General features: G+C 54.6%; 24 protein-coding genes and 1 tRNA gene. 12 read left to right on the top strand and 13 right to left on the bottom strand.

Going from position 1 to position 17,850, the window contains the following annotated elements; all coding sequences use genetic code 11:
- The 3 genes from ACR0NA_RS12140 to ACR0NA_RS12130 all read left to right on the top strand — a co-directional run.
- Nucleotides 1-74, top strand: a 74-nt coding sequence (locus tag ACR0NA_RS12140; RefSeq protein WP_296514147.1) for an EF-Tu C-terminal domain-related protein, incomplete at its 5' end; no start/stop codon positions are given.
- Nucleotides 75-255: 181 nt separating this feature from the next.
- The gene (locus ACR0NA_RS12135) at nucleotides 256-1,155 is read left to right on the top strand and encodes an AEC family transporter (RefSeq protein ID WP_480451305.1); all 900 of its coding nucleotides are present in this window, start codon (nucleotides 256-258) and stop codon (nucleotides 1,153-1,155) included.
- A gap of 228 nt (nucleotides 1,156-1,383) precedes the next feature.
- Nucleotides 1,384-2,325, top strand: a complete 942-nt coding sequence (locus ACR0NA_RS12130) for a lipid A-modifier LpxR family protein (protein WP_480451303.1) — start codon at nucleotides 1,384-1,386, stop codon at nucleotides 2,323-2,325.
- A gap of 19 nt (nucleotides 2,326-2,344) precedes the next feature.
- Here the strand turns inward: ACR0NA_RS12130 and ACR0NA_RS12125 are convergent, their stop codons facing one another.
- The gene (locus ACR0NA_RS12125; protein WP_480729210.1) at nucleotides 2,345-3,055 is read right to left on the bottom strand and encodes a lysophospholipid acyltransferase family protein; all 711 of its coding nucleotides are present in this window, start codon (nucleotides 3,053-3,055) and stop codon (nucleotides 2,345-2,347) included.
- A 143-nt stretch (nucleotides 3,056-3,198) separates the two neighbouring features.
- On the opposite strand from ACR0NA_RS12125, the gene ACR0NA_RS12120 reads away from it, so the two are divergent.
- Nucleotides 3,199-3,274 (top strand) — tRNA-Trp (locus ACR0NA_RS12120).
- Nucleotides 3,275-3,583: 309 nt separating this feature from the next.
- Here the strand turns inward: ACR0NA_RS12120 and ACR0NA_RS12115 are convergent.
- Nucleotides 3,584-4,066 (bottom strand): hypothetical protein, encoded by a 483-nt coding sequence (locus ACR0NA_RS12115; protein ID WP_480729209.1) that lies wholly within the window; start codon nucleotides 4,064-4,066, stop codon nucleotides 3,584-3,586.
- A 157-nt stretch (nucleotides 4,067-4,223) separates the two neighbouring features.
- Here ACR0NA_RS12115 and ACR0NA_RS12110 point away from each other — a divergent pair, with 157 nt between their 5' ends.
- Nucleotides 4,224-4,568, top strand: a complete 345-nt coding sequence (locus ACR0NA_RS12110) for a hypothetical protein (protein ID WP_480729208.1) — start codon at nucleotides 4,224-4,226, stop codon at nucleotides 4,566-4,568.
- Nucleotides 4,569-4,660: 92 nt separating this feature from the next.
- Here ACR0NA_RS12110 and ACR0NA_RS12105 read toward each other — a convergent pair whose 3' ends face one another.
- Genes ACR0NA_RS12105 through ACR0NA_RS12095 form a run of 3 tightly spaced genes read right to left on the bottom strand, consistent with a single transcriptional unit; the run spans nucleotide 4,661 to nucleotide 6,338 of the window.
- The gene (locus ACR0NA_RS12105) at nucleotides 4,661-5,098 is read right to left on the bottom strand and encodes a hypothetical protein (RefSeq protein ID WP_480729206.1); all 438 of its coding nucleotides are present in this window, start codon (nucleotides 5,096-5,098) and stop codon (nucleotides 4,661-4,663) included.
- 26 nt (nucleotides 5,099-5,124) lie between these two features.
- Complete coding sequence (locus ACR0NA_RS12100; protein ID WP_480729204.1) at nucleotides 5,125-5,757, bottom strand: hypothetical protein; 633 nt, start codon at nucleotides 5,755-5,757, stop codon at nucleotides 5,125-5,127.
- 14 nt (nucleotides 5,758-5,771) lie between these two features.
- On the bottom strand, nucleotides 5,772-6,338 hold the full coding sequence (locus ACR0NA_RS12095; protein ID WP_480729202.1) for a hypothetical protein: 567 nt from the start codon (nucleotides 6,336-6,338) through the stop codon (nucleotides 5,772-5,774).
- Between the two features lie 112 nt (nucleotides 6,339-6,450).
- Between ACR0NA_RS12095 and ACR0NA_RS12090 the strand changes: the two genes are divergently transcribed.
- From ACR0NA_RS12090 to ACR0NA_RS12080, 3 genes are all read left to right on the top strand, one after another.
- Nucleotides 6,451-6,690, top strand: coding sequence for a helix-turn-helix domain-containing protein (locus ACR0NA_RS12090; protein WP_480729201.1), 240 nt, complete (start codon nucleotides 6,451-6,453; stop codon nucleotides 6,688-6,690).
- Between the two features lie 14 nt (nucleotides 6,691-6,704).
- Complete coding sequence (locus ACR0NA_RS12085; protein WP_480729199.1) at nucleotides 6,705-7,319, top strand: DUF3800 domain-containing protein; 615 nt, start codon at nucleotides 6,705-6,707, stop codon at nucleotides 7,317-7,319.
- Between the two features lie 176 nt (nucleotides 7,320-7,495).
- Nucleotides 7,496-7,729 carry a hypothetical protein gene (locus ACR0NA_RS12080; RefSeq protein WP_480729197.1) on the top strand — a complete coding sequence of 78 codons (234 nt, stop codon included), beginning with the start codon at nucleotides 7,496-7,498 and terminating at the stop codon, nucleotides 7,727-7,729.
- 59 nt (nucleotides 7,730-7,788) lie between these two features.
- Here ACR0NA_RS12080 and ACR0NA_RS12075 read toward each other — a convergent pair whose 3' ends face one another.
- Both ACR0NA_RS12075 and ACR0NA_RS12070 read right to left on the bottom strand, forming a co-directional pair.
- The gene (locus tag ACR0NA_RS12075) at nucleotides 7,789-8,133 is read right to left on the bottom strand and encodes a hypothetical protein (protein WP_480729195.1); all 345 of its coding nucleotides are present in this window, start codon (nucleotides 8,131-8,133) and stop codon (nucleotides 7,789-7,791) included.
- A gap of 205 nt (nucleotides 8,134-8,338) precedes the next feature.
- A complete protein-coding gene (locus ACR0NA_RS12070; RefSeq protein WP_480729193.1) occupies nucleotides 8,339-8,623 on the bottom strand; it encodes a helix-turn-helix domain-containing protein in 285 nt (94 codons plus the stop codon).
- Between the two features lie 449 nt (nucleotides 8,624-9,072).
- Here ACR0NA_RS12070 and ACR0NA_RS12065 point away from each other — a divergent pair, with 449 nt between their 5' ends.
- Nucleotides 9,073-9,336, top strand: a complete 264-nt coding sequence (locus ACR0NA_RS12065) for a hypothetical protein (protein WP_480729192.1) — start codon at nucleotides 9,073-9,075, stop codon at nucleotides 9,334-9,336.
- A 706-nt stretch (nucleotides 9,337-10,042) separates the two neighbouring features.
- Here ACR0NA_RS12065 and ACR0NA_RS12060 read toward each other — a convergent pair.
- Nucleotides 10,043-10,501: a hypothetical protein gene (locus tag ACR0NA_RS12060; protein ID WP_480729190.1), complete on the bottom strand. Its 459-nt coding sequence runs from the start codon at nucleotides 10,499-10,501 to the stop codon at nucleotides 10,043-10,045.
- Between the two features lie 158 nt (nucleotides 10,502-10,659).
- Here ACR0NA_RS12060 and ACR0NA_RS12055 point away from each other — a divergent pair, with 158 nt between their 5' ends.
- Nucleotides 10,660-10,878: a hypothetical protein gene (locus tag ACR0NA_RS12055; RefSeq protein WP_480729187.1), complete on the top strand. Its 219-nt coding sequence runs from the start codon at nucleotides 10,660-10,662 to the stop codon at nucleotides 10,876-10,878.
- Here ACR0NA_RS12055 and ACR0NA_RS12050 read toward each other — a convergent pair.
- From ACR0NA_RS12050 to ACR0NA_RS12035, 4 genes are read right to left on the bottom strand one after another with little or no spacing between them, the layout of a single operon-like run.
- A complete protein-coding gene (locus tag ACR0NA_RS12050; protein ID WP_480729185.1) occupies nucleotides 10,860-12,809 on the bottom strand; it encodes a hypothetical protein in 1,950 nt (649 codons plus the stop codon). The genes ACR0NA_RS12055 and ACR0NA_RS12050 overlap by 19 nt on opposite strands.
- The gene (locus ACR0NA_RS12045) at nucleotides 12,806-14,560 is read right to left on the bottom strand and encodes a phage tail tip lysozyme (RefSeq protein WP_480729184.1); all 1,755 of its coding nucleotides are present in this window, start codon (nucleotides 14,558-14,560) and stop codon (nucleotides 12,806-12,808) included. The genes ACR0NA_RS12050 and ACR0NA_RS12045 overlap by 4 nt, the downstream gene beginning before the upstream one ends.
- Nucleotides 14,502-14,759 carry an HGGxSTG domain-containing protein gene (locus tag ACR0NA_RS12040; RefSeq protein ID WP_480729221.1) on the bottom strand — a complete coding sequence of 86 codons (258 nt, stop codon included), beginning with the start codon at nucleotides 14,757-14,759 and terminating at the stop codon, nucleotides 14,502-14,504. Before ACR0NA_RS12040 ends, ACR0NA_RS12045 begins: the two co-directional genes overlap by 59 nt.
- 20 nt (nucleotides 14,760-14,779) lie before the next feature.
- The gene (locus ACR0NA_RS12035) at nucleotides 14,780-15,202 is read right to left on the bottom strand and encodes a hypothetical protein (RefSeq protein ID WP_480729181.1); all 423 of its coding nucleotides are present in this window, start codon (nucleotides 15,200-15,202) and stop codon (nucleotides 14,780-14,782) included.
- Nucleotides 15,203-15,403: 201 nt separating this feature from the next.
- Between ACR0NA_RS12035 and radC the strand changes: the two genes are divergently transcribed.
- Together radC and ACR0NA_RS12025 are read left to right on the top strand one after the other, a co-directional pair.
- Entirely contained in the window at nucleotides 15,404-16,300 is an 897-nt protein-coding gene (gene radC / locus ACR0NA_RS12030) for a RadC family protein (protein WP_480729178.1), read from the top strand.
- 53 nt (nucleotides 16,301-16,353) lie between these two features.
- Nucleotides 16,354-16,749 carry a thermonuclease family protein gene (locus ACR0NA_RS12025; RefSeq protein ID WP_480729176.1) on the top strand — a complete coding sequence of 132 codons (396 nt, stop codon included), beginning with the start codon at nucleotides 16,354-16,356 and terminating at the stop codon, nucleotides 16,747-16,749.
- Here the strand turns inward: ACR0NA_RS12025 and ACR0NA_RS12020 are convergent.
- Nucleotides 16,724-17,392 carry a hypothetical protein gene (locus tag ACR0NA_RS12020; protein ID WP_480729174.1) on the bottom strand — a complete coding sequence of 223 codons (669 nt, stop codon included), beginning with the start codon at nucleotides 17,390-17,392 and terminating at the stop codon, nucleotides 16,724-16,726. The two genes, ACR0NA_RS12025 and ACR0NA_RS12020, sit on opposite strands and share 26 nt — an antisense overlap.
- Nucleotides 17,393-17,850: the final 458 nt, after the last annotated feature.

Below are 17,850 nucleotides of genomic sequence, written 5' to 3'. Positions count from 1 at the left end.
ACGGTCTGCGCTTCGCGATCCGCGAAGGCGGCCGCACCGTCGGCGCCGGCGTTGTGTCGAAAATCGTCGAATAATTCGCGCAAGCGAGTGACCAGACAGAAAGGGCGCCCCCAGGGCGCCCTTTTTTGTGTTCAGTTTCCGTAGATTATCTCATTATGGTTGTTACAGTGGGCCATCGCTTGAGAAACCCAAACTTTGCTCTGGGCTTGAATGCTCGGAAGTCAGGGAACCCGAACGGAGAACGACCGAACAGTGATGACGACTCACCTCGAACACATTTTCCTGAATGTCTTCAACATCATCCTGCCGGTACTGCTCTGTGTCGGCGTTGGATATGTTCTGGCCCTGATCAAGGCGCCCTTCGACAACAAGGTGGTGAACGACCTCATATCGCGTGTCGGGTTTCCCACTCTGGTCATCTCTCATATCTCGACTGCCCAGATCGATGGTCCCACCTTTCTAACGGTGATCGCCGCAGCGGCGATGGCAGTTGCGGGATTGGCCATTTTCAGTCTTCTGGCTCTGCGATTGCTCGGCTATTCCATACCGGCGTTTCTGGGGCCGTTGACGCACGGCAATGTCGGCAGCATCGGCTTGCCGGTGACCTTGCTGGCGTTCGGGGATGCGGGCATGGCCTATGCGATGGGTTTCGTCGTTGTCATCCTGCTCAGCATGTTCACGGTCGGCATCTGGATTCCCTCCCGTTCTGTTTCGCTGAAGGCGGTGCTGACCTCTCCGGTGATCTATGCCGCCCTGATCGCATTGGGATTGGTGATGACGGATACATCTCTGCCAAAACCGGTGGCGGCGAGCTTTAATATTCTTGGCGGGCTTGCGATTCCTTTGCTGCTGCTGACGATGGGTCACACCCTTGCCTCGTTCAAGATCGGAGATGTTCGGCAGGCCAGCCTGCTTACCGCAATCCACCTGATTATCGCGGCGTCGGTCGCACTGGCGGTGACGCAACTGTTCGGATTTACGGGAACCGAGCGGGGCGTGGTGATTTTGTGCTGCCTGATGCCGTCATCCGTGGCCAACTATCTGTTCGCCGATCAGTATCTTCCGGAAAAAGCCCCGGATGTGGCGGGGTTCATTCTGGTTTCGACACTTGCAACCCTTGTGGTCTTGCCGCTGGCGCTGACGTTCTGGGTGTGACGCCGGGCACGCTATCAACGTCTGCACATAATCGGTGTAGTTTGCGCACCGAAATTGCTCTTCCTGCCTTCGCTTGGTCACCGGCCCCGAAAATGTTGCTTTTTGGTATCGACCCATTGTGCGGATTGATGCCGTTATTGCTGCAAGAGATTCTATTTTCTACAGTTTTTCAAAGATTAAGGCTGGACGAACAACTTACCTGAAGCAGACAGGAACCGGGACTGAACCATGAAGAATTTTCTGGCAGCCATTTTGCTGTGTATTCCACAACTGCTTTTTGCGCAGTCGAACACGATTGTGCCGGATCAGACCAAACCGACAAAGCACGAGTTGGTGGGCTTTGGCTGGATGTTCAGCGATGATCTGATCGGTGACGATCACGACCGCTGGCAGACCTCGTCCCTGAACCTGTCGTGGGTTCTGGCGCGTGGATGGAACGGGGAATTGCCCGAGGCGTTCGGAGACGTGATCGAAATCCGGGCTTATACTCAGATGATCTCGCCCGAGGACCTGATTACACCCAGTGCTACGGACAGGCAGTATGCAGGTATTCTGTCACTGGGTGCATTCACCCATTTTCAAAGACGTCAGGCTGAATACACGCTGGGCGCCGAACTTGTGGCGGTCGGTCCTCAGACCGGCGTCGACAGCCTCCAGACCGAGTTTCACAAGCTGATCGGCAGCACACCGCCATCGCAGGCGGTTCTGGATGATCAGATTCCCAACGGCTTTTACCCGACTGCAATTGCAGAGGTTGGACGCGAATGGGAATTGGGGCGTTCCACGCGTATTCGCCCTTTTGCCTCACTGCGTGCAGGTGACGAAACGCTGGCCCGCGTCGGATTCGATCTGGTGTTTGGACAGATGGGCCGCTCGGAGCTGCTGGTGCGCGACAAGATCACTGGGCAGCGCTATCGCACCATGCGCAAAAGCCCGAAAGGGTTCAGCGCTGTGTTTGGCGTCGATGCAGCCTATGTGGCCGACAGCGCCTATATTCCGAATTCAGGCACTGTCAGCCTCAAGCATGAACGCTACCGCGCCCGGCTTGGCCTGAACTGGGAGGCGAAATACGGAACCTTCTTTTACGGCGCGACGTATCTGAGCCGCGAATTCGATCCGCAGCCCGAAGGGCAGGTCGTAGGGTCGCTAAACTTCAAGATCTGGTTCTGAGAGGGGCCGTTGCGCGGCGTCAGTCAGCCTGACCGCCCCGCCACGGTTCGCGTCCAACCATCCGGTCTGCCTCTGCCGTGATGTCGTTCATGTGCCGTTCAAGGCTCTGCCGCAGTTCCTCGATCTGGTCTTCGCTGGCCTTGCGAGGAACGGGGTCGGTCCATTCGCGGCACAGGAACACGCCCTCATTCCGCCAGGGCCGCGGCATCAGCAGGCGATCCCATGTCCCGGCTTCTCGGCCGTGACGGGCGGAATATGTGATGCCGAACACCCGTTTGCCCGAGGTGCGTGCCCAGATCAGTGGCACGGTCGACGACACCCGCTCGGGCCCACGCGGACCGTCGGCAGCGATACCGATCGATATCCCCTGCTTCATCTTGCCCAGCACTTCGCGCGACAGGGCAACGTGCCGCTTGTGGCTGGACATGGCGATAGTATCCATGCCGAATTGCTGCTGAACCCGTCCAACCATGCTGCCTGCCCGCGCGGCTGATGTGATGGAACAGATGCGTCCCTTGTCCAGCGGAAAGAAATAGGGCGACTGGGCCAGGCGCTGATGCCACAGCACCACGATGACCGGTTCACCCTGTTCGGCCAGCTGATCCAGTTCCTCGTATCCGATGCGTTGCCACTTGGTATTTCGATGCACCATGCGGATATAGCTCGCAATGCGCCGCGCGAACCAGTTCAGAGCGGTTTCGCTGTTTGCGATTCTCTTGCGCAATTTCACTGGCGGCGTCCTCCTGCTGGCCGGGCAAAGTCATACCCGACTTGGCGTCGCGTGCAATCGGTTTGTCAGTAACAGAACTGTGGGTAAAATCGAAAAAGCCTCTTGAGTCCGCCGCGCGGCTGGCATATCTGGATGCTCGATACAGGGGTATAGCTCAGTTGGTAGAGCGACGGTCTCCAAAACCGTAGGTCGCGGGTTCGAACCCTGCTGCCCCTGCCAGTAAAATCAACCACTTATGCGAATATTCGTTTGTAGCCGCGCCAAATTTTGTGCGTTTTTTTGTGCGTTATTCTGAAAAAGTGCATGAGCCGGGCTAAAAAACTGAGCCAAGTAACGGATTTTGACAGATTCTCTCCCGCCTGCTTAGAGCCTCTTTGGTATTGACCTTACCGACATACGGCAGAAACCAGCAAAAAGGTCTGTGACCTCTTGTTTCGCGGTATCTTGGCTGTTGTTGCCCGAACTGGCAAAAAACCGGCAGAAAGCCCTGTTCTTTTCCGTGATATCGGAAAAGATGGGTGTTTTTGCTTAAAGCAATAAGGCGTATGCCGTCGCCCCGATTGGCAATGCCAGAAACCAAACCCATAAGTAAATCCAAGCGTGCAACGAGAATCTATTGGTTTCTCTGACCAGATTCACCGCTTCTATTGTGAGTTCTTGATATGCTGACAAAAGATTAGGTGCAGGCTCCTTGGTGGTATCGCTAATCCACTCATCGACTTTTCTCGTTTGTTGAGCCAGATGCTCGGCAAAATATTCCAGGTTTGATACAGGTTTGGTCATTTGAGTGACGATGGAACCCTTCGGGATCACTTTGGCAGGCCGATTCCAACTCTTAAAGCTCCTATAATCACCAAACCAGGACAACAGGTGGTTGATGGTCAAGAAAATCAACAAGTAGTTTGTGATTGTCCCAACACTTGCCTCGCCGGGTGTAACACCTAACAGTGTGAACTTTTCTAAATCAATCCCAGTGCTCACAGTCAAAATCTTGGCAAGCGCCAAAGCCATAAGACTTCTGTTTGATACATAAGTAGCTCGGGAAATTAGTTCTTGCCCTTGAAAGTTCACGACGCCCTCGTTTTTGCTGCCACAATTCTACAAAGTCTGTACTGTTGAGTTGATACAACGATGATATCCAAGTGTCTTTTAAACCCAAGGTGTCAGCATGGACGATATTGTTGAGCGACTAATGAAAATCTCATCGGGAGGTTTTCCACTGAACAAAGTACTAATCGGGGATGACGGAAGTGGTGAGCCTTCCGTTATTGCCTTCCTGCCGGATGTCGAGGGAGACGTTGTTGCGCTTCGTTTCAATTTAGAAAGCGAAGTAGAGATAGTCACCGAGAGCTATACATACGTATCCTTGTCCAGAGACATGCTTTCCAATTTGGAGGATATGATTGATGACGCCGACGAGCTCTGGGAAGCACTGAAAGAGTTTTGGGACGATAAAAATGAGACTTGGACCGGGTGGGAACACCTTGCAACATATCCGGATGTCGAAGATTGAAGTTCTTTCTTTAGTACTGCCGTATCGCTGCATTAAGTGAAACAACCGGCCCATTGCTGGACCGGCTGCAAACTTCTGGTACTTGGGGCGGCTTAGATATTCACGTACCCCAAAAGGCGGGTTGCGTCCTCGCGGATCAACCTATTGAACTTTTCACCAATAAACCCATCCTGTCGGGCCGATATCCGCGCCTTGATAGCCATGTCTTTGAAGTCCTGCGACAGCGTTTCCATCAACTTATCTTCAAGGGCAAGAAACTCAGTGCAGAGAGGATCAGCGTACTGCGAATAATGGTCCTCGGTCAGGCCGTGCGCATCCGGGTTACCTTCTGCTTTCAGGCGAGCAAACAATGCATCATTTGCGTCTATCATGTTGCCATAGCGGTTCCCCAGCTTTTCCCATTCGGCATAGAGGCGCTGAACGGGTGTCTCGGCTTCCGTCAGTTCGTTGGCTACGGCCCCGGTTGCGATTGCCCCGGCCAGTGCGGGAATGCTGGATTTCAGAAGTGTACGGCGGTGAAAAGTTGTCATTGCTCTTACCTCTCAGTTCAGGGGTTTCAGGCGGTCAGAACGCGGTCAGCGTCGCGTTTCAGAATGCGGAACTGTTCTAGGTCGTGGGTGTCCTCGACTCTCAGGGCCATCAGGGCTTTGACCGCCAAGTCCCGCGCGTTCTCGACTGGCTGCGCGAAAGCCTCGTCCTCTAGCTTGATGATTGTCTGATAAGCGGGATTCACAATCTGGCGCTCCCGCTCATCAGCGCGCTTTCGGGCGTCTGGGTCACCTGCCGCCAAATCATTCTCAAGCAATGCCGTGCTTTCGTCGGCAAGCCTGTTGAACTGGGCGGTTGCAATCTCCCAGCGCTTATAGATCCGCTGGATATGGGTTTCTGTGGTGGCCAAGCGGTCCCGATAGGTGGCAAGGATCATGGCCTTGGGGTCGCCCACGAATACCCAATCAAGTGACATGCCGGTTTCTGCGCAGAACGCCAGCAACTCGGGCGATGGTGCGCCATCCTCGCTGGTCAGGCGGGCCGGGGGCTCTTTCCCGATGGTGGTTGCAAAGAGCCGCACACGGCCCTCTGCGGCGCTGTAATCGTCGTGGTCCATATCGTCTGCACCTGCAGCCGCAACAGTGGCGATAAGGGCGGGCGGTGCGGACTGCATGAGTGAGCGGCGTGTAATGCTGGTCATATGTATTTCTCCTATCAGTGGTGGAATTCGTGAACGTGGCCGTCAGCGGCGATCCGGGACACGGTTGCGAGGTTCACAGAGCGCGGGGCCTGTGCTTCGGTATCCCAGACGCTCAGCAGGTGAGGGTGGCGACGGGCGCGGGTCTCAATGGCCTTGCGCGCGGCTTCTGATGCCGTCTTGCCTTTGACGTGCTGGCGCAGGGCTGCGGGCTGGACGCGCATTGTGCGCATGCTGCCGTCTTTCTTGGTAAAGGTGATGGAAACGAACCGGCCTTTAGCGTCGGCAATCAGGGCGCGCTTTTCGGCGTATGCCTCTGCTTCGGCTTCGTGGTTGAGCGCGGCCATCAAAGCGGCCTGCAACTCGTCATGTTTGCGATAGTCTGCGTCGGTCCAAGTATCCTTGTTATCCAACATGTTCAGCGCTTCGCGGATGTGGTCCGCTTCGGTCATGCTGGCGCGGCGCAGGGCTTCCTTTGCCTCGTGCCATGCCTGACACAGAGAATGCCGCCAGTTGATCCGGTTGCGTGGGCGGTCGCCCATAATGGTCCAAGCGCGGTTCATGATGTGCTGGCGGTCAAACATGGCGGAAACCCTTACCTTGTATCGTTCGTCGATACACTGTATCTATATGAGGCATGTGGTGTAGTCAACACTTAATTAACACAGTGTATCGATAGGAAGGTACGGTGTATCTATGAACGCGGAACAGGCACGAATGGCGCGCGCGGCGCTAAAGGTTGGAGTTAGGGAAGTTGCGGATATGGCTGGGGTCACGCCCAATACCATTTCCCGGTTCGAGAACGGTTCAGATCCGAAGCAATCCACCGTCGAAGCATTGAAGAAAGTGTATCAATCTCTCGGGGTGCAATTCCTGGACAATGGCGACACAGCCAATGGGTTCGGGGCGGTTCTGGTGAAGAAGGACGACCAGTGACAAAGGGTTGCTGAATGCTCGTTTTCATAGACGAAACCGGCGATCCGGGCTTTAAGCTGGAAAAGGGTTCATCCCCAATTTTCGCGCTATCAATGGTGTTGTTCGACAACAAAGAAGCGGCCATGCAAACGCAGGCCGCGATAAAAGCTGTTTCGTCCGCTGAACGGGTTAAGCCGGAGTGGAAATTTTCGAAGGTGAAGGCGTCAAAGCGCGATGCGTTCTTTCAGGCCGTGGCGGAATGCCCGTTCGTCTGCCGTACTGTGATAGTCCAGAAACATTTGATCCGGTCGCACGACCTGAAAACCAAGCCCCGTCTGTTCTACAACTTTTTTACTCGCATGATGTGCCAGCATGACGGGGGAACACTTACCAATGCGTCCCTTGTTATCGACGGATCGGGAGACAGGCGGTTCAAGCAGGAATTGCAATCCTATCTGCGTCGAGAATTGCCGCAGGGGACAATTAAAAAGATGGGGTTCAAGGACTCTCGAAAAGATGAGTTGGTGCAATTGGCGGATATGTGCGTCGGAGCCGTGGCGCGAACCTATACGGACAAGCCTGACGCCAACAGATGGCACAAGATGCTCGGGCAGTCTGGTAAAATCCATAATGTCTGGGAGTTCAAATAGTTGCGCCCCACCTTCCTATCCAACTCGACTGGCTGGAACGCACACCCTACGGTGACAGTTCGGACAGGCGGGGCGTCTTGGCAATTACGAAGATAGGTGCAGTATGAGCCGTAGTCAATAAACTACACTGCTGGCTGTTGTGGCACAGTTCAGAGACAATAAAAGGGGCAGCATAAATGGTGGTCTATCTTTCAGCGGTTCTTCTGCTGCTGTACGCCCTGAAATTCACGAGTCCGCCGCTTTGGCTTTGGGGATTGCTGGGTGTGGGTCTTGTGATGGGGGCAGCGGCAATCATTTCAATCGGGGCGCAACATGATGGCTCTACCGATATGGCGTTTATTGTCGTCGGCTTTGTTTGGGGTGGCGTTGGCGTTAATCTCATAACCCACTGGATTCTCCATGATGAGTAGGCCTCGGCAAGCCTCTTGATTACACTTCTGATCCCTAGATTTTACCTAGGGTATCGTTACTACTGGCGATCCTTGCAAAGCTGATAAGCAACGGTCAACACTATTGCGTATGGTGGCCAATCCCATTTTTCAATGTCCTGATACTGTTCGCCAACCAACTGCACTAAGTCACCTGTATTTATTCCTAATTCAACTAAGCAATCCGAGGTGCGTTCCGACCTTTGATTTTCGCCACTTTCATCACCGGTTGTTGTCAACATCAAGTCACGGTCCAAAACGCCCGCGACATATCCGAGCTTTTGGCCCTCTGTCATCCGGTTCCAGTCACCTCGGTTCGAATAAAACTCACCGCTTGATGTCGTGGGGAAAGCAATCAAAAGGAATAAAAACAGGAATCTATGCATACTTTTGTGCCTATCTGATTGAGCGGGCGAGTATCAAGCATTCAATTCAGTGAGACATGCCCCATGGTGGGGTAAAGCCCGGCAAATTACAGGCATTTCCAAAATCGCACTTCAGCCGACCACCTCGATTGCAAACCTCAAGAGCGAAGCCTGATAAACGGCAACAAATTTTACCCTCAAGGATCGATGAGCCGAAGTCGAGAGCTTAGGATTTGCCTGCCCGTATCAGTCTTTCCGCTGTTTTTTTGCACCTGACCTCTGCGCTTTCGTTAGGGCTACTCTCTACTGTTTGAGGCAGCTTCTTGTGGCCCAAGGGTTGGCGCGGTGGCGCTTTGCACTTCTCAACAAGGTCGCTTAGCTGCTCCCGGTCGATGCGAATTGCGCGCCCCATGCGAACAATAAACCCGTGTTCCTCAGCGGCGGAACGCAGTGAGGCTTTTGGCACGTTCAATATCTTGCTGGCTTCTTCAATCGTAAGCAGTCTTGCCATGAGCAATCTCCATTTAGCGATACAGGTCGAATACCATCAACAGGCAGACGGAACTACGCTGCTCAACGTTAGAATCCTGGTCCCAACTACAGAATGCCCAGAACCAAAAGAAGTTGAAGGCGCTCCCCTGCTAGGGGAGTGGTGCATCAATGCAAATTTCCTACGCCTTGTGTGATCCGCATCACTGACCAAACCACCAAAATCGGCCAGAAAGATGATGTTAACGAGTAAGCGCTCATTTTTTAGTAGGGCGCAGTTGGTTTGATTTTCATCCAGAAAACGGGCGCGCTTATTGTAGGTGCGCCCTTTTTCAATGTCACAATTGCATCAATTCTGCATTATCAGCCAGCGGGTGATGACGAAACCGACTGGATTGAACTAAACAGTGCACCCAACACTCAGGCGGAGGAACAAGCCATGTAGGTACCTAACAACCTACGGAGGCTGAAATGGCCCATCATAAACGCAAGCGCGCCCGCATTCGTGGGGCGAAGACTCGCGGGCTATCCAAAGAGCGAATGAAGAAAATTGAGGCTCGTGGTGAGGTTCATCACTGGTTTCGTGAAACGCCCGCATGGCACAACATCCTTTACAACAGTCGGCCTAGGCGGCGGCTCAATAAGGAGTTGTCTATGGCTGTATTGCGCGGCGCAGATTCCGAAGATGTTGCGTGGCCGCTCGGCAACCGCAAGCCTCACGAGTATTACTGGTGAAGGCCACACATTGGTGGTTTCAACAGGCGGGGTCAGCCACATTGCTGCTCCGCTCCGATCCCTCAGGCTGAGGAACCGCCCGCAAAACAACGCCGCATCGGGTACGCCACATGGGGGTTTGCTCCACCGTGAGGTATATTTCAGGCATTTAGCAAACGACGGACAAGTTTATTCATGGCGAACACACTAAAGCTCATGCTTCTTCCATTTGTAGCAACGTTGGTCGGATGCGCTCCGATACCTGAAGCAGATATTGATTGGCTCGACGGAAACATTCCTCTGGGCATGGACCAAAGCGAAGCTACTAAACTAGTGGGTCAGCGTGGTTTTGCTGCTATCGAATTGCGCCCATCTGTCCGGACGTTTTATGACATGCAAACGCGGAAGCCCGTAACAAGGCGGTTGTCCGAGAAAGAGATGGCGCAACAGAACTTGGGCTTTGTGGACGTTGTGGGCGAACCCACGGGTTCGCTATTCTGTTTCTCGCGCCCCTATGGGCGTCTAATTGGGTCGGGGGACCGAATAATCTGTTGGACGACTGATACGAACCGGAAAATCACGTGGAGGCAAGCCGGATGGTTCGGAGTGACACTGTAGAATTGTCTACCAGAGGTGCGAAGCTATTCATATCTACACCATTTCGGAAATGTGGAGATAACCTCCACTTTGGTCGCTTGCGGTCATCCTGGATTGGCCACAGACCAAATTAGCTTGTGACTTTACAGACCATAATGCCAGGGTCCAAGTGACGCTTGCCAGCACCTGTAGCGGACAGTTCCCCTTGTAGCTTTTGGGGATCGAGCACAAACAAGTAGCGAAAGCTTCTTTTGCTCTTTGAGCTGAGCTGCGTGATGCCATCAGAACTCCAAGTGGTTTGTACAGGTATCCCAGCCAACTTCCAACTCAGCCGGAACATTCCCTTCCTGTTCTTTGTGAACTTCACGTGCTTTGGCGCTTGGTGAACGTAATGGATGAAAGCGTCGTAGGCTGTGGCTGTTCCATTCTCTTCGTCAATCTCGAAGACGGCTTCTTTGGGAACTAAGCTGCTCTCAGGTTCGATCCGGGTGGATGGCTGTCGTTGAAATTTGCAGGTGTACTGCTTCGGTTCAGCATATACGGCAAGTGGCATGAAAAAGGCCATTGCGACAAAAAAATACTTCAGCATGAAATCCTCAAACGTCCGCCTTACTACGCACGTTAGCAATCAACATGGCGGCAACCAAGACTTGCATCTCAAGTGCGTCCAATCGCCTGAACTTCTAAAACTGCTTCGGCTCCCCCTGTGGGCTTTACAGGGAACCTCTCAGGAGCCATCTTGCAGGCATGACAGTCGCAGACCTGACCATATTTCAACTGTATTGCGTGATTGTGGCGTCGGTCGCGGTATTTGCCGGGTTTTGCTGGGCGTTCCGGGGTGTGCTGACCGACACAGATTATCAACTTTCTAGGTTTGGGTATGCCTTTGTCGGGCTCGGCGCGCTAGGCGTGATAATAGGCCCCGCGCTATACGGGGCCTGGATACTTTATTCCGGGCTTAACTGAGGCCCCACCGCATTCAACATTAGCGCCCGCACAAGGCTTTGCCGTACTTTGCTCGGCGCTTGAGTTAACGCCTTCTGGAACTGTGGGGGTAACCCCGACTCAGTCAGCATTTTTGCCAAGACAGGTGCAACCTTTGCTTCACGGCCTGCTGTTGCCTTACTGAGAAGCGCCCCGCCGCCGCGCTTTGCCAAGAGGGCTGCTAGAACGCCTGTACTCGCGCTTTGTGTATCACCCCCGATGGCAAACCCTGCGCCGCCGCCAGCGCCGCCAATAATGCCGCTCTCGATTAACTGACGGGTTGTGCTGGAATTTCCCGTAAGGGCTCTGTGGGTGTCTGCATAGGTGCGCTCGTTGGCAATCTGACTGCGAACCGTTTTCGCCCCGTCAGGTCCAAGAGCCGCTTGCATGGCGTCCTGTTGCCGACGTGGGCCAAACAGTGTGTCTATTGCGCCCGGTGTGCCCCTGCGGTTTTCAATCTGGTCTATCTTGCCGCTGGCGTAGCCCTGCGCAACGTCGTCAGGGTGTGACCGCGCCGCCGTCCGCGCCCGATCCGCGTAATCGGCAGGGACGCGAGGCTTGGCCCCTTCTGCACCAAGGAGGACAGCGTTTTCCTTTGAAAATCTCTGCGCGGCCAGATCCCTTGCGCCGCCATATTCAGGCGTTAGAGCGTCTGTGCGTTCACGAAGTTTCTTCGCCAGCATTCCGGCAATAGCCTGCTCATTAGTGGGGCTTTGACCCAGAGAGGGGCGGGCCATGTCATCTAGCGCTTTCTTGGCTTCGTCCAGCACCGCCAAGGCTGAAGGTTCGCCGGGGATGCTTTCCGCTACCATGCGGTCTCTTGCGAGCCTCTGGCCCTGCAGCAGAGCTTTACGCCCCATTTCGGTGCCGAATACATCGTCAAAGGCATTCAGGTCTATATCGTGGCCCAATGACCGCGCCTCGGCATAGGCCGCGTCAATTCCCGGCTTTGCTTTCTGGCGGATACCTGAAACCAAGTCGTCAACGGTTTGCGGCTGGTCCATGCGGGACGCCTTTAGAAGGGCGTCCGTTAATCGGTCGCTCTGGCCCGCCATACGGGCCTGTGAGGCGCTTTCAAGCATTTCGCGGGCCTCGGGGCTGGAATTGGCTGCAACGCGCCCCAGAGAGCGCCCACGCTCGCCCAGAGCGTCTATAAGCATTCCATCCGGGCCGAGTTCATCCAGCTTTGCTGCGGTCTCGGGTGTAACTGCCTGCCTGACCCGTGCCGTTGCTTGTGATGCTGGTTGCCCAACCCGGCGCGCTAGGTATTCTTTCATTGCGGGCGCACCGGACAGAACGCCAGAAGCAACACCGCCAGTTACGCCACCAATAGCCCCGCCCTCTAGCGCCCCCATACCGCGATCCGCAAAACTGCCATCGGTGTGACCAGCCCCTGCCAAAACTCCGTAACCCGCACCGTCAGCCATAGAGCCAGCAATCACCTTACCCGGCGTTTTGGCTTTAGCGGCCAGACTCAGCCCTAACTTGCCGATCCCGGCCACGCCTGTTGCAAGGCCCGCCACATCGCCAGCCGTGGACGCTGTAGGGTGGTGGGTGTCAGCAGCCTGTGAACGGGCCTTCTGTGCCGCAAGGTTTTCCGAGAATTCCCCGAATTCGCCGCCAACGCCTGTAACGGTGTTCCCAAGGGCAAGGGCCTCGTCTCCGAACCCGAACATGGCGGTATCAGCCGCGCTACGGACGCCAGCGCCGATGCTTTCAAAGTCCCGGATATTGGCGCGGGGCACCCATCCACTCTGGCGCAGGCCGGTCATGGCCCGCTCAAACAGGGACGGGTTGTAGGGGGCGACTGTTGAGCCATCCCCTTGCGGGCCTTCCTGCGCGGCCTGTCTGGCTGCTGCCTGTCGCGCCTTCAACTGGCGCAGCTTCAAGTTCGTCTTAGGATCGTTAGTCAATATCCCAACTCCTGATAACGACGCGACAGGGCCTCTTGCTGGGCGGGCGTCAGGGTGTCTATGTCGATGCTGTTGAGGTCGCCAATCTGCATGGTGGAGTAGTCAGCCGACCCCGCTTCAATCGTCGGCGCAGGGTGACTCTGCGTTTTCCCCGATGGCAGGGCCTCAGACCGCCCCGTAAGGTAGGCTTCGGCTTCTGGTGACAGCTTACCAAACACGCCTTCAATGGTGTCGAGCGTAGCCATGATGCGCTCCTTGGACATGTCTTGCTTCAGCGAGTCAAGTTGCGCGCCTAACAGGTCGATTTCCTTCTCTGTAACCTGTCCCAGCCCACTTGCGCCGGTCGCGCTGGCCTTCTTGAGTTGCTCAAGTCGGTCAAACACCACCGTTCCCTTTAGGGTTTCGAGCATACCGGACATATCAGCAGCTTCTTGATTGATATATCTTAGTTTGCTGCCGACTACCCCAACCTCGGGAAGGTCAAAGAGGCCGTCATTTTTTAGGGCGTCCCGAATTTCGCCCACGGTATTCATAACCACGCTACTGCGGTTTGCTTCTGTTTGCGCAGCCGCTTGAGCGGCCTTAGCGTCCGCTGCGCTGGTATCTTCAGGCCCGCCAATGATTGGGGCCATTGTCGCAATTCCCTGTTCGTTCAAAACGACTTGCCCGGTAGCAGGGTCGCGGACGTACATGAACCCGTTTGGCGCTTTGGGATAGTCAGGTACTGAAGTGTCGCCGCCAACAGTAATGTTGTTCTGTGCAGCGCCCGCCTTTTTGATATCGGTCTGGTACTGCATCAAGTCGCCTTGATAACCGCCCTCAACCGCCGCCTCATAGTTACGCACCAGCGCGGTCTTATCTTCTTTAGGATTGCGCAGGTTGCCCAACTCAAGCTGCGCCTTTTCAATCTGCAATTGACGCAGCGGATCATTCGCCCGCATTTGTTGTTGCAGTAGGGCATTCACAACCGCCATTTTGCCTGGGTCACGGCGGATGTAGGGGTCAGACATGGCCTGTGCGATTTGCGCCATACCTGGGCTTTGGCCTCCGGTATAGTTGTTAATCCGGCGCGTCATATGCTCCTGCGCGGGGCGAAGGAACTCTTTGACGATTGCCGCCGCTGCTTCACCTGAGTTCTTCGTGCCAAGAATAGATTGCGCCGCTTTGCTTTCCGAGCTCTGCAACTCATGCATAAGGAAGTCCAGTTGCATATTTTCGTCGTCTACCGGCACACCGCGCGAAGCTGCGAATTGCTCTAGCGCCACTCTGCGCGGTCCAGTCCATTGGGATAATCCAAAGCCCCCGCGCGATCCGGGGACGATGGGGTTTTTCTCGTTAATTCCAGAATCAAGCCCGCTTTCATCGCGGAAGTTCATGACGAAGCCGTCCGCAACGTGTTCAGGCAACCCCCGCGAAACCAAGCCTTGCTTGATGCGCGATGATGCATCCCCTGAGGCTGGCTGTGATGGTCGAGGCGAGCCGCCGCCGAAGATGTTGCCCCATAGCTCATCAGATGCCGCGCGACCTTCAGCCTCGGCTTTATCCGCCCGCTTGTTTATGCCCCGCACCATCAGGGCTTGCCCAAGAGCGCTAAGACCCTCGCCAACGTTTTTAGGCATGTGGTTGAGATTGCGCGCCATTGCGTCAGCCATCGCACGGCGGCGTTGCAGCGTCTCGTAATCCAATCCAGTATCACCGCCAAAGATAAACCCCGGCTGACTTCCTCGACTGCCTCTCTTTTGGCCCATCATGTTCTTGCCCCTTTTCGGCTTGCTCCCGCGCACGGGCAATCATCAATGCCTTGTGAATTTCTGCCCATCGAGCTTTAGCGCCCTCTGACTGGCGCTTGCGGCCCTCTGCGGTCTTTGCCCCCGTTGAGGCCCCGCCGTGTTGGTGACAGCGAGCCTTGCCCGGAACAGGGGCTTTGCGGCAGGCGTTACCATCGGGCATTTTCGCCCCGCACATTTCGGTTAATGACATTTGCGCCACCCCATCTGAATTACTGGGCCTGACAAAAGCGGGATAACTCCCACCTGCTGAAACCCGATCCCTTGCAAAAACGATAATGCGGGCTCTACGGCGGCGACGCTTACCATGATGTACTCTGGTTTTTCCGCGTCCCAAAAGCCGTTCAGAATGGCTTTCACTTCATCGGCCAGATTGTCCCCGCCTTCATCCCCTGTGGAGAATCGCACATCCCAGACACCTTCAATAGCCAGCGTGGAAAACACCCCAAGTACGTCATTCACCCGCCAATACTGGACATTGCCACTTTGAATTGCCGCTAAGGCATCTCCGGCGAGCTCTTCCAATTCAAAAGGATCAAGCTCATCAGCCGGGTGCAGCCGCTGCGCCCGTTGCTTGCCGGTCCCTTTTTCCACTGCCCGTTCCATGTTCCCACCTCAGTCTCACAATAAGGTACTATAATACCCCATATCATGCAAGAACAAGCCGTGAACAAAAGCGAGTGGCAGCAACCCTATTTTAGGGGCGCTTTTACCCTCCATTAACCAACAATTGGCCATTGTTGGCTGGCAAGGACATGAACGGGTGCAGGAATGAAAAGTCGGCTATTGGGCCACCTCATAGACGCCGTGACCGGGGAGAAGTGGAGAAATGGCACACCTAGCGGGAGCATAGCCTCGGCAGGTTTTTCGGATAATGCATTGCAGGGCCTGCGAGACCTTGAAGCGCGTATACCGCCACCGGGCGCTGCGATTGAGCCCGCGCATTCACCGTCTTTCGTTTATCGGGACCGGCTGTCGCCCCAAAACGCGGCTGGCGGTGGCTTGGTCAAAGGCGATGACGGAGCTAAGAGGCCGCATTATTGGGGGCACCGCGAAAGGCTTAGGCAGCGTTTCTTAAAGGGTGGCCATGAGCCCATGCCAGAATATGAGCTTCTGGAGATCCTGTTGTTCAACGCCATTCCACGGATCGACGTAAAACCACTGGCGAAAAGACTGCTGGCCGAATTCGGTGACCTGAACGGCGTGATTGCCGCCTCGAAACATCGTGTCCTCAAAGTGGAGGGAGCAAACGAATGGGTGTTCTATCACTTGAGGGTGGTCGAGGCGTTCGGCCATAGAATGGCGCAAGCAAAGGTGATGCAGCGGGATGTGGTTTCTTCTTGGGAGGCGTTGGTCACATACTGCCGCACCGCTATGGCGCATCGAGAAGTAGAGCAATTCCGCGTCATGTATCTGGATCGGAAGAACGTGCTGATTGCTGATGAAGAACAAGCGCGTGGAACAGTTGACCACGTACCGGTGTATCCGCGCGAGATTGTCAAACGCGCCTTGGAACTGAACGCCAGTTCACTCATTCTCGTTCACAATCACCCATCGGGAGATCCAACTCCAAGCAAATCGGATATCGATATGACGGAGAGGGTGAGGAGTGCTTGTGACACAATGGGGATTGTAATTCATGACCATGTAGTCATTGGGAAGAAATCTGAATATTCATTCAGAGTAAACGGCTTGCTTGTTTAGGTTTGGCAGCTTAGCTGAATAGACAGATTTCCTTTTTTTAGCCTGGTTGAACTATGAAATGCTTACTGATTGTCGCCACTCTAGCGCTCGCGACGATGGCCCATGCTGCCGGTTTACACGTCAGAGATGCCGATACCATCGTTGTTGACGGAACCCCCGTTAGGCTGAACGGGGTGGACGCGCCGGAACTCGGCACCCGATCCGGACAAGACGCAAAGCGATGGATGGTTAACTATCTTCGCGGCAAGGCTGTTGAGTGCAAGCTTAACGGTGAACGGACCCATGATAGATGGGTAGGCGTCTGCTACGCAGACGGTCAGGACATAGGCGCGGCAGTCATCGCCGCTGGTCACGCTCTGGATTGTAAGCGGTATTCAGGGGGCCGGTATCGCCATCTTGAGACACCAGCCGCCAAGTCACGCCTCAAGCGGGCGCGTTACTGCCAGTAGAGCGTCGATAACCAATCAGCCCCACCAGAGCCCCAAGCAGCAGCAATCCACTTGCAGGAAGCGGAACTGCCGCAACTGTCGCGACCTGTTGCAGACCCGTTGCCCCCGAAAAAGTCAATGCAATCTTCCGACTGCCTGTTGCATCAAGGTACTCATAAAAGCCACCAATCCCGGGCTGTCCACCAACACAAGAGTTTTGCGCCTGGAAAAATGCGCCGCAGAGGTTACGACTGTTGGGGCTAAAGGATATTGCAGAGGCCAAGCTTGAAAAATCAAAAAGCAAAGCGTTCGCCGTCGCACTCAACCCAGCTCCAAATAAGGTAAAACTGCCTAGGCTGGAGTTCATTGACGTCGTTCCAAAGCCGTCAACAACCGTGTTCAGATTAAATCCGGTAATACTGGCTGAATCTAGTACGCCAATGGTGCCATTGGTTTCGATTGTACCCAAAATTCGCCCCGAACTGTAGAAACTGCCTGCGCCGTCGAAATCAGAAAGTGCTATGTCGACGTTGTAAGTTATTGCGCTTGCGCTGGAAGCCGCCAGCATCGCCGCTGCAATTGCAGAGATTAGTCTCATCATTACCCCCCAACCAAAGAAATCAATAAATTCCGGCCAGTTTAACAAAAAAGTTGTGATTTTCAAAATCCCGTTAGAAAATCAGGTTTGAGCGCTTTTATTGGGAACCCGAGCTCTAAACTCTTCCTAAAGCTAACTCGTCGAACAGAGAGAGATGCGAAGTAACCCTCGCCTTCGGGAGTGATGGCGCGACGCACTAAACTCTTATCTCCTCAATTCAATCGTTACGGTCCTCGTCAGTCTTTGATCCTGTCGATTTGCCCCGTGGAACTTGGACTACCCCAAACCTCCCCAAAAATAGCGAGTTGATTCAAGGCCGGTGCCGATATGCACTTACAACTACACTCGGGATCTGCCTGCTACAGTTGTTTTGCATGCGATGGCGGAGTGAGGGGCTGGACGAGGGGGTAAAGGCCAGCCTCTCATCTCCGTGGGTACACAGAGTGGTAAATGGTACTCCGTTGATTTGACGGTACGTTAGTGTGCCATTGTATGAAATTGGGGGATTCCCGTAGGCCGTCGAA

It is taken from the genome of Ruegeria sp. C11 (assembly GCF_056537725.1).
The sequence above is the reverse complement of the archived record's forward strand: the minus strand, read 5'-3'. Positions and strand labels throughout refer to the sequence as shown.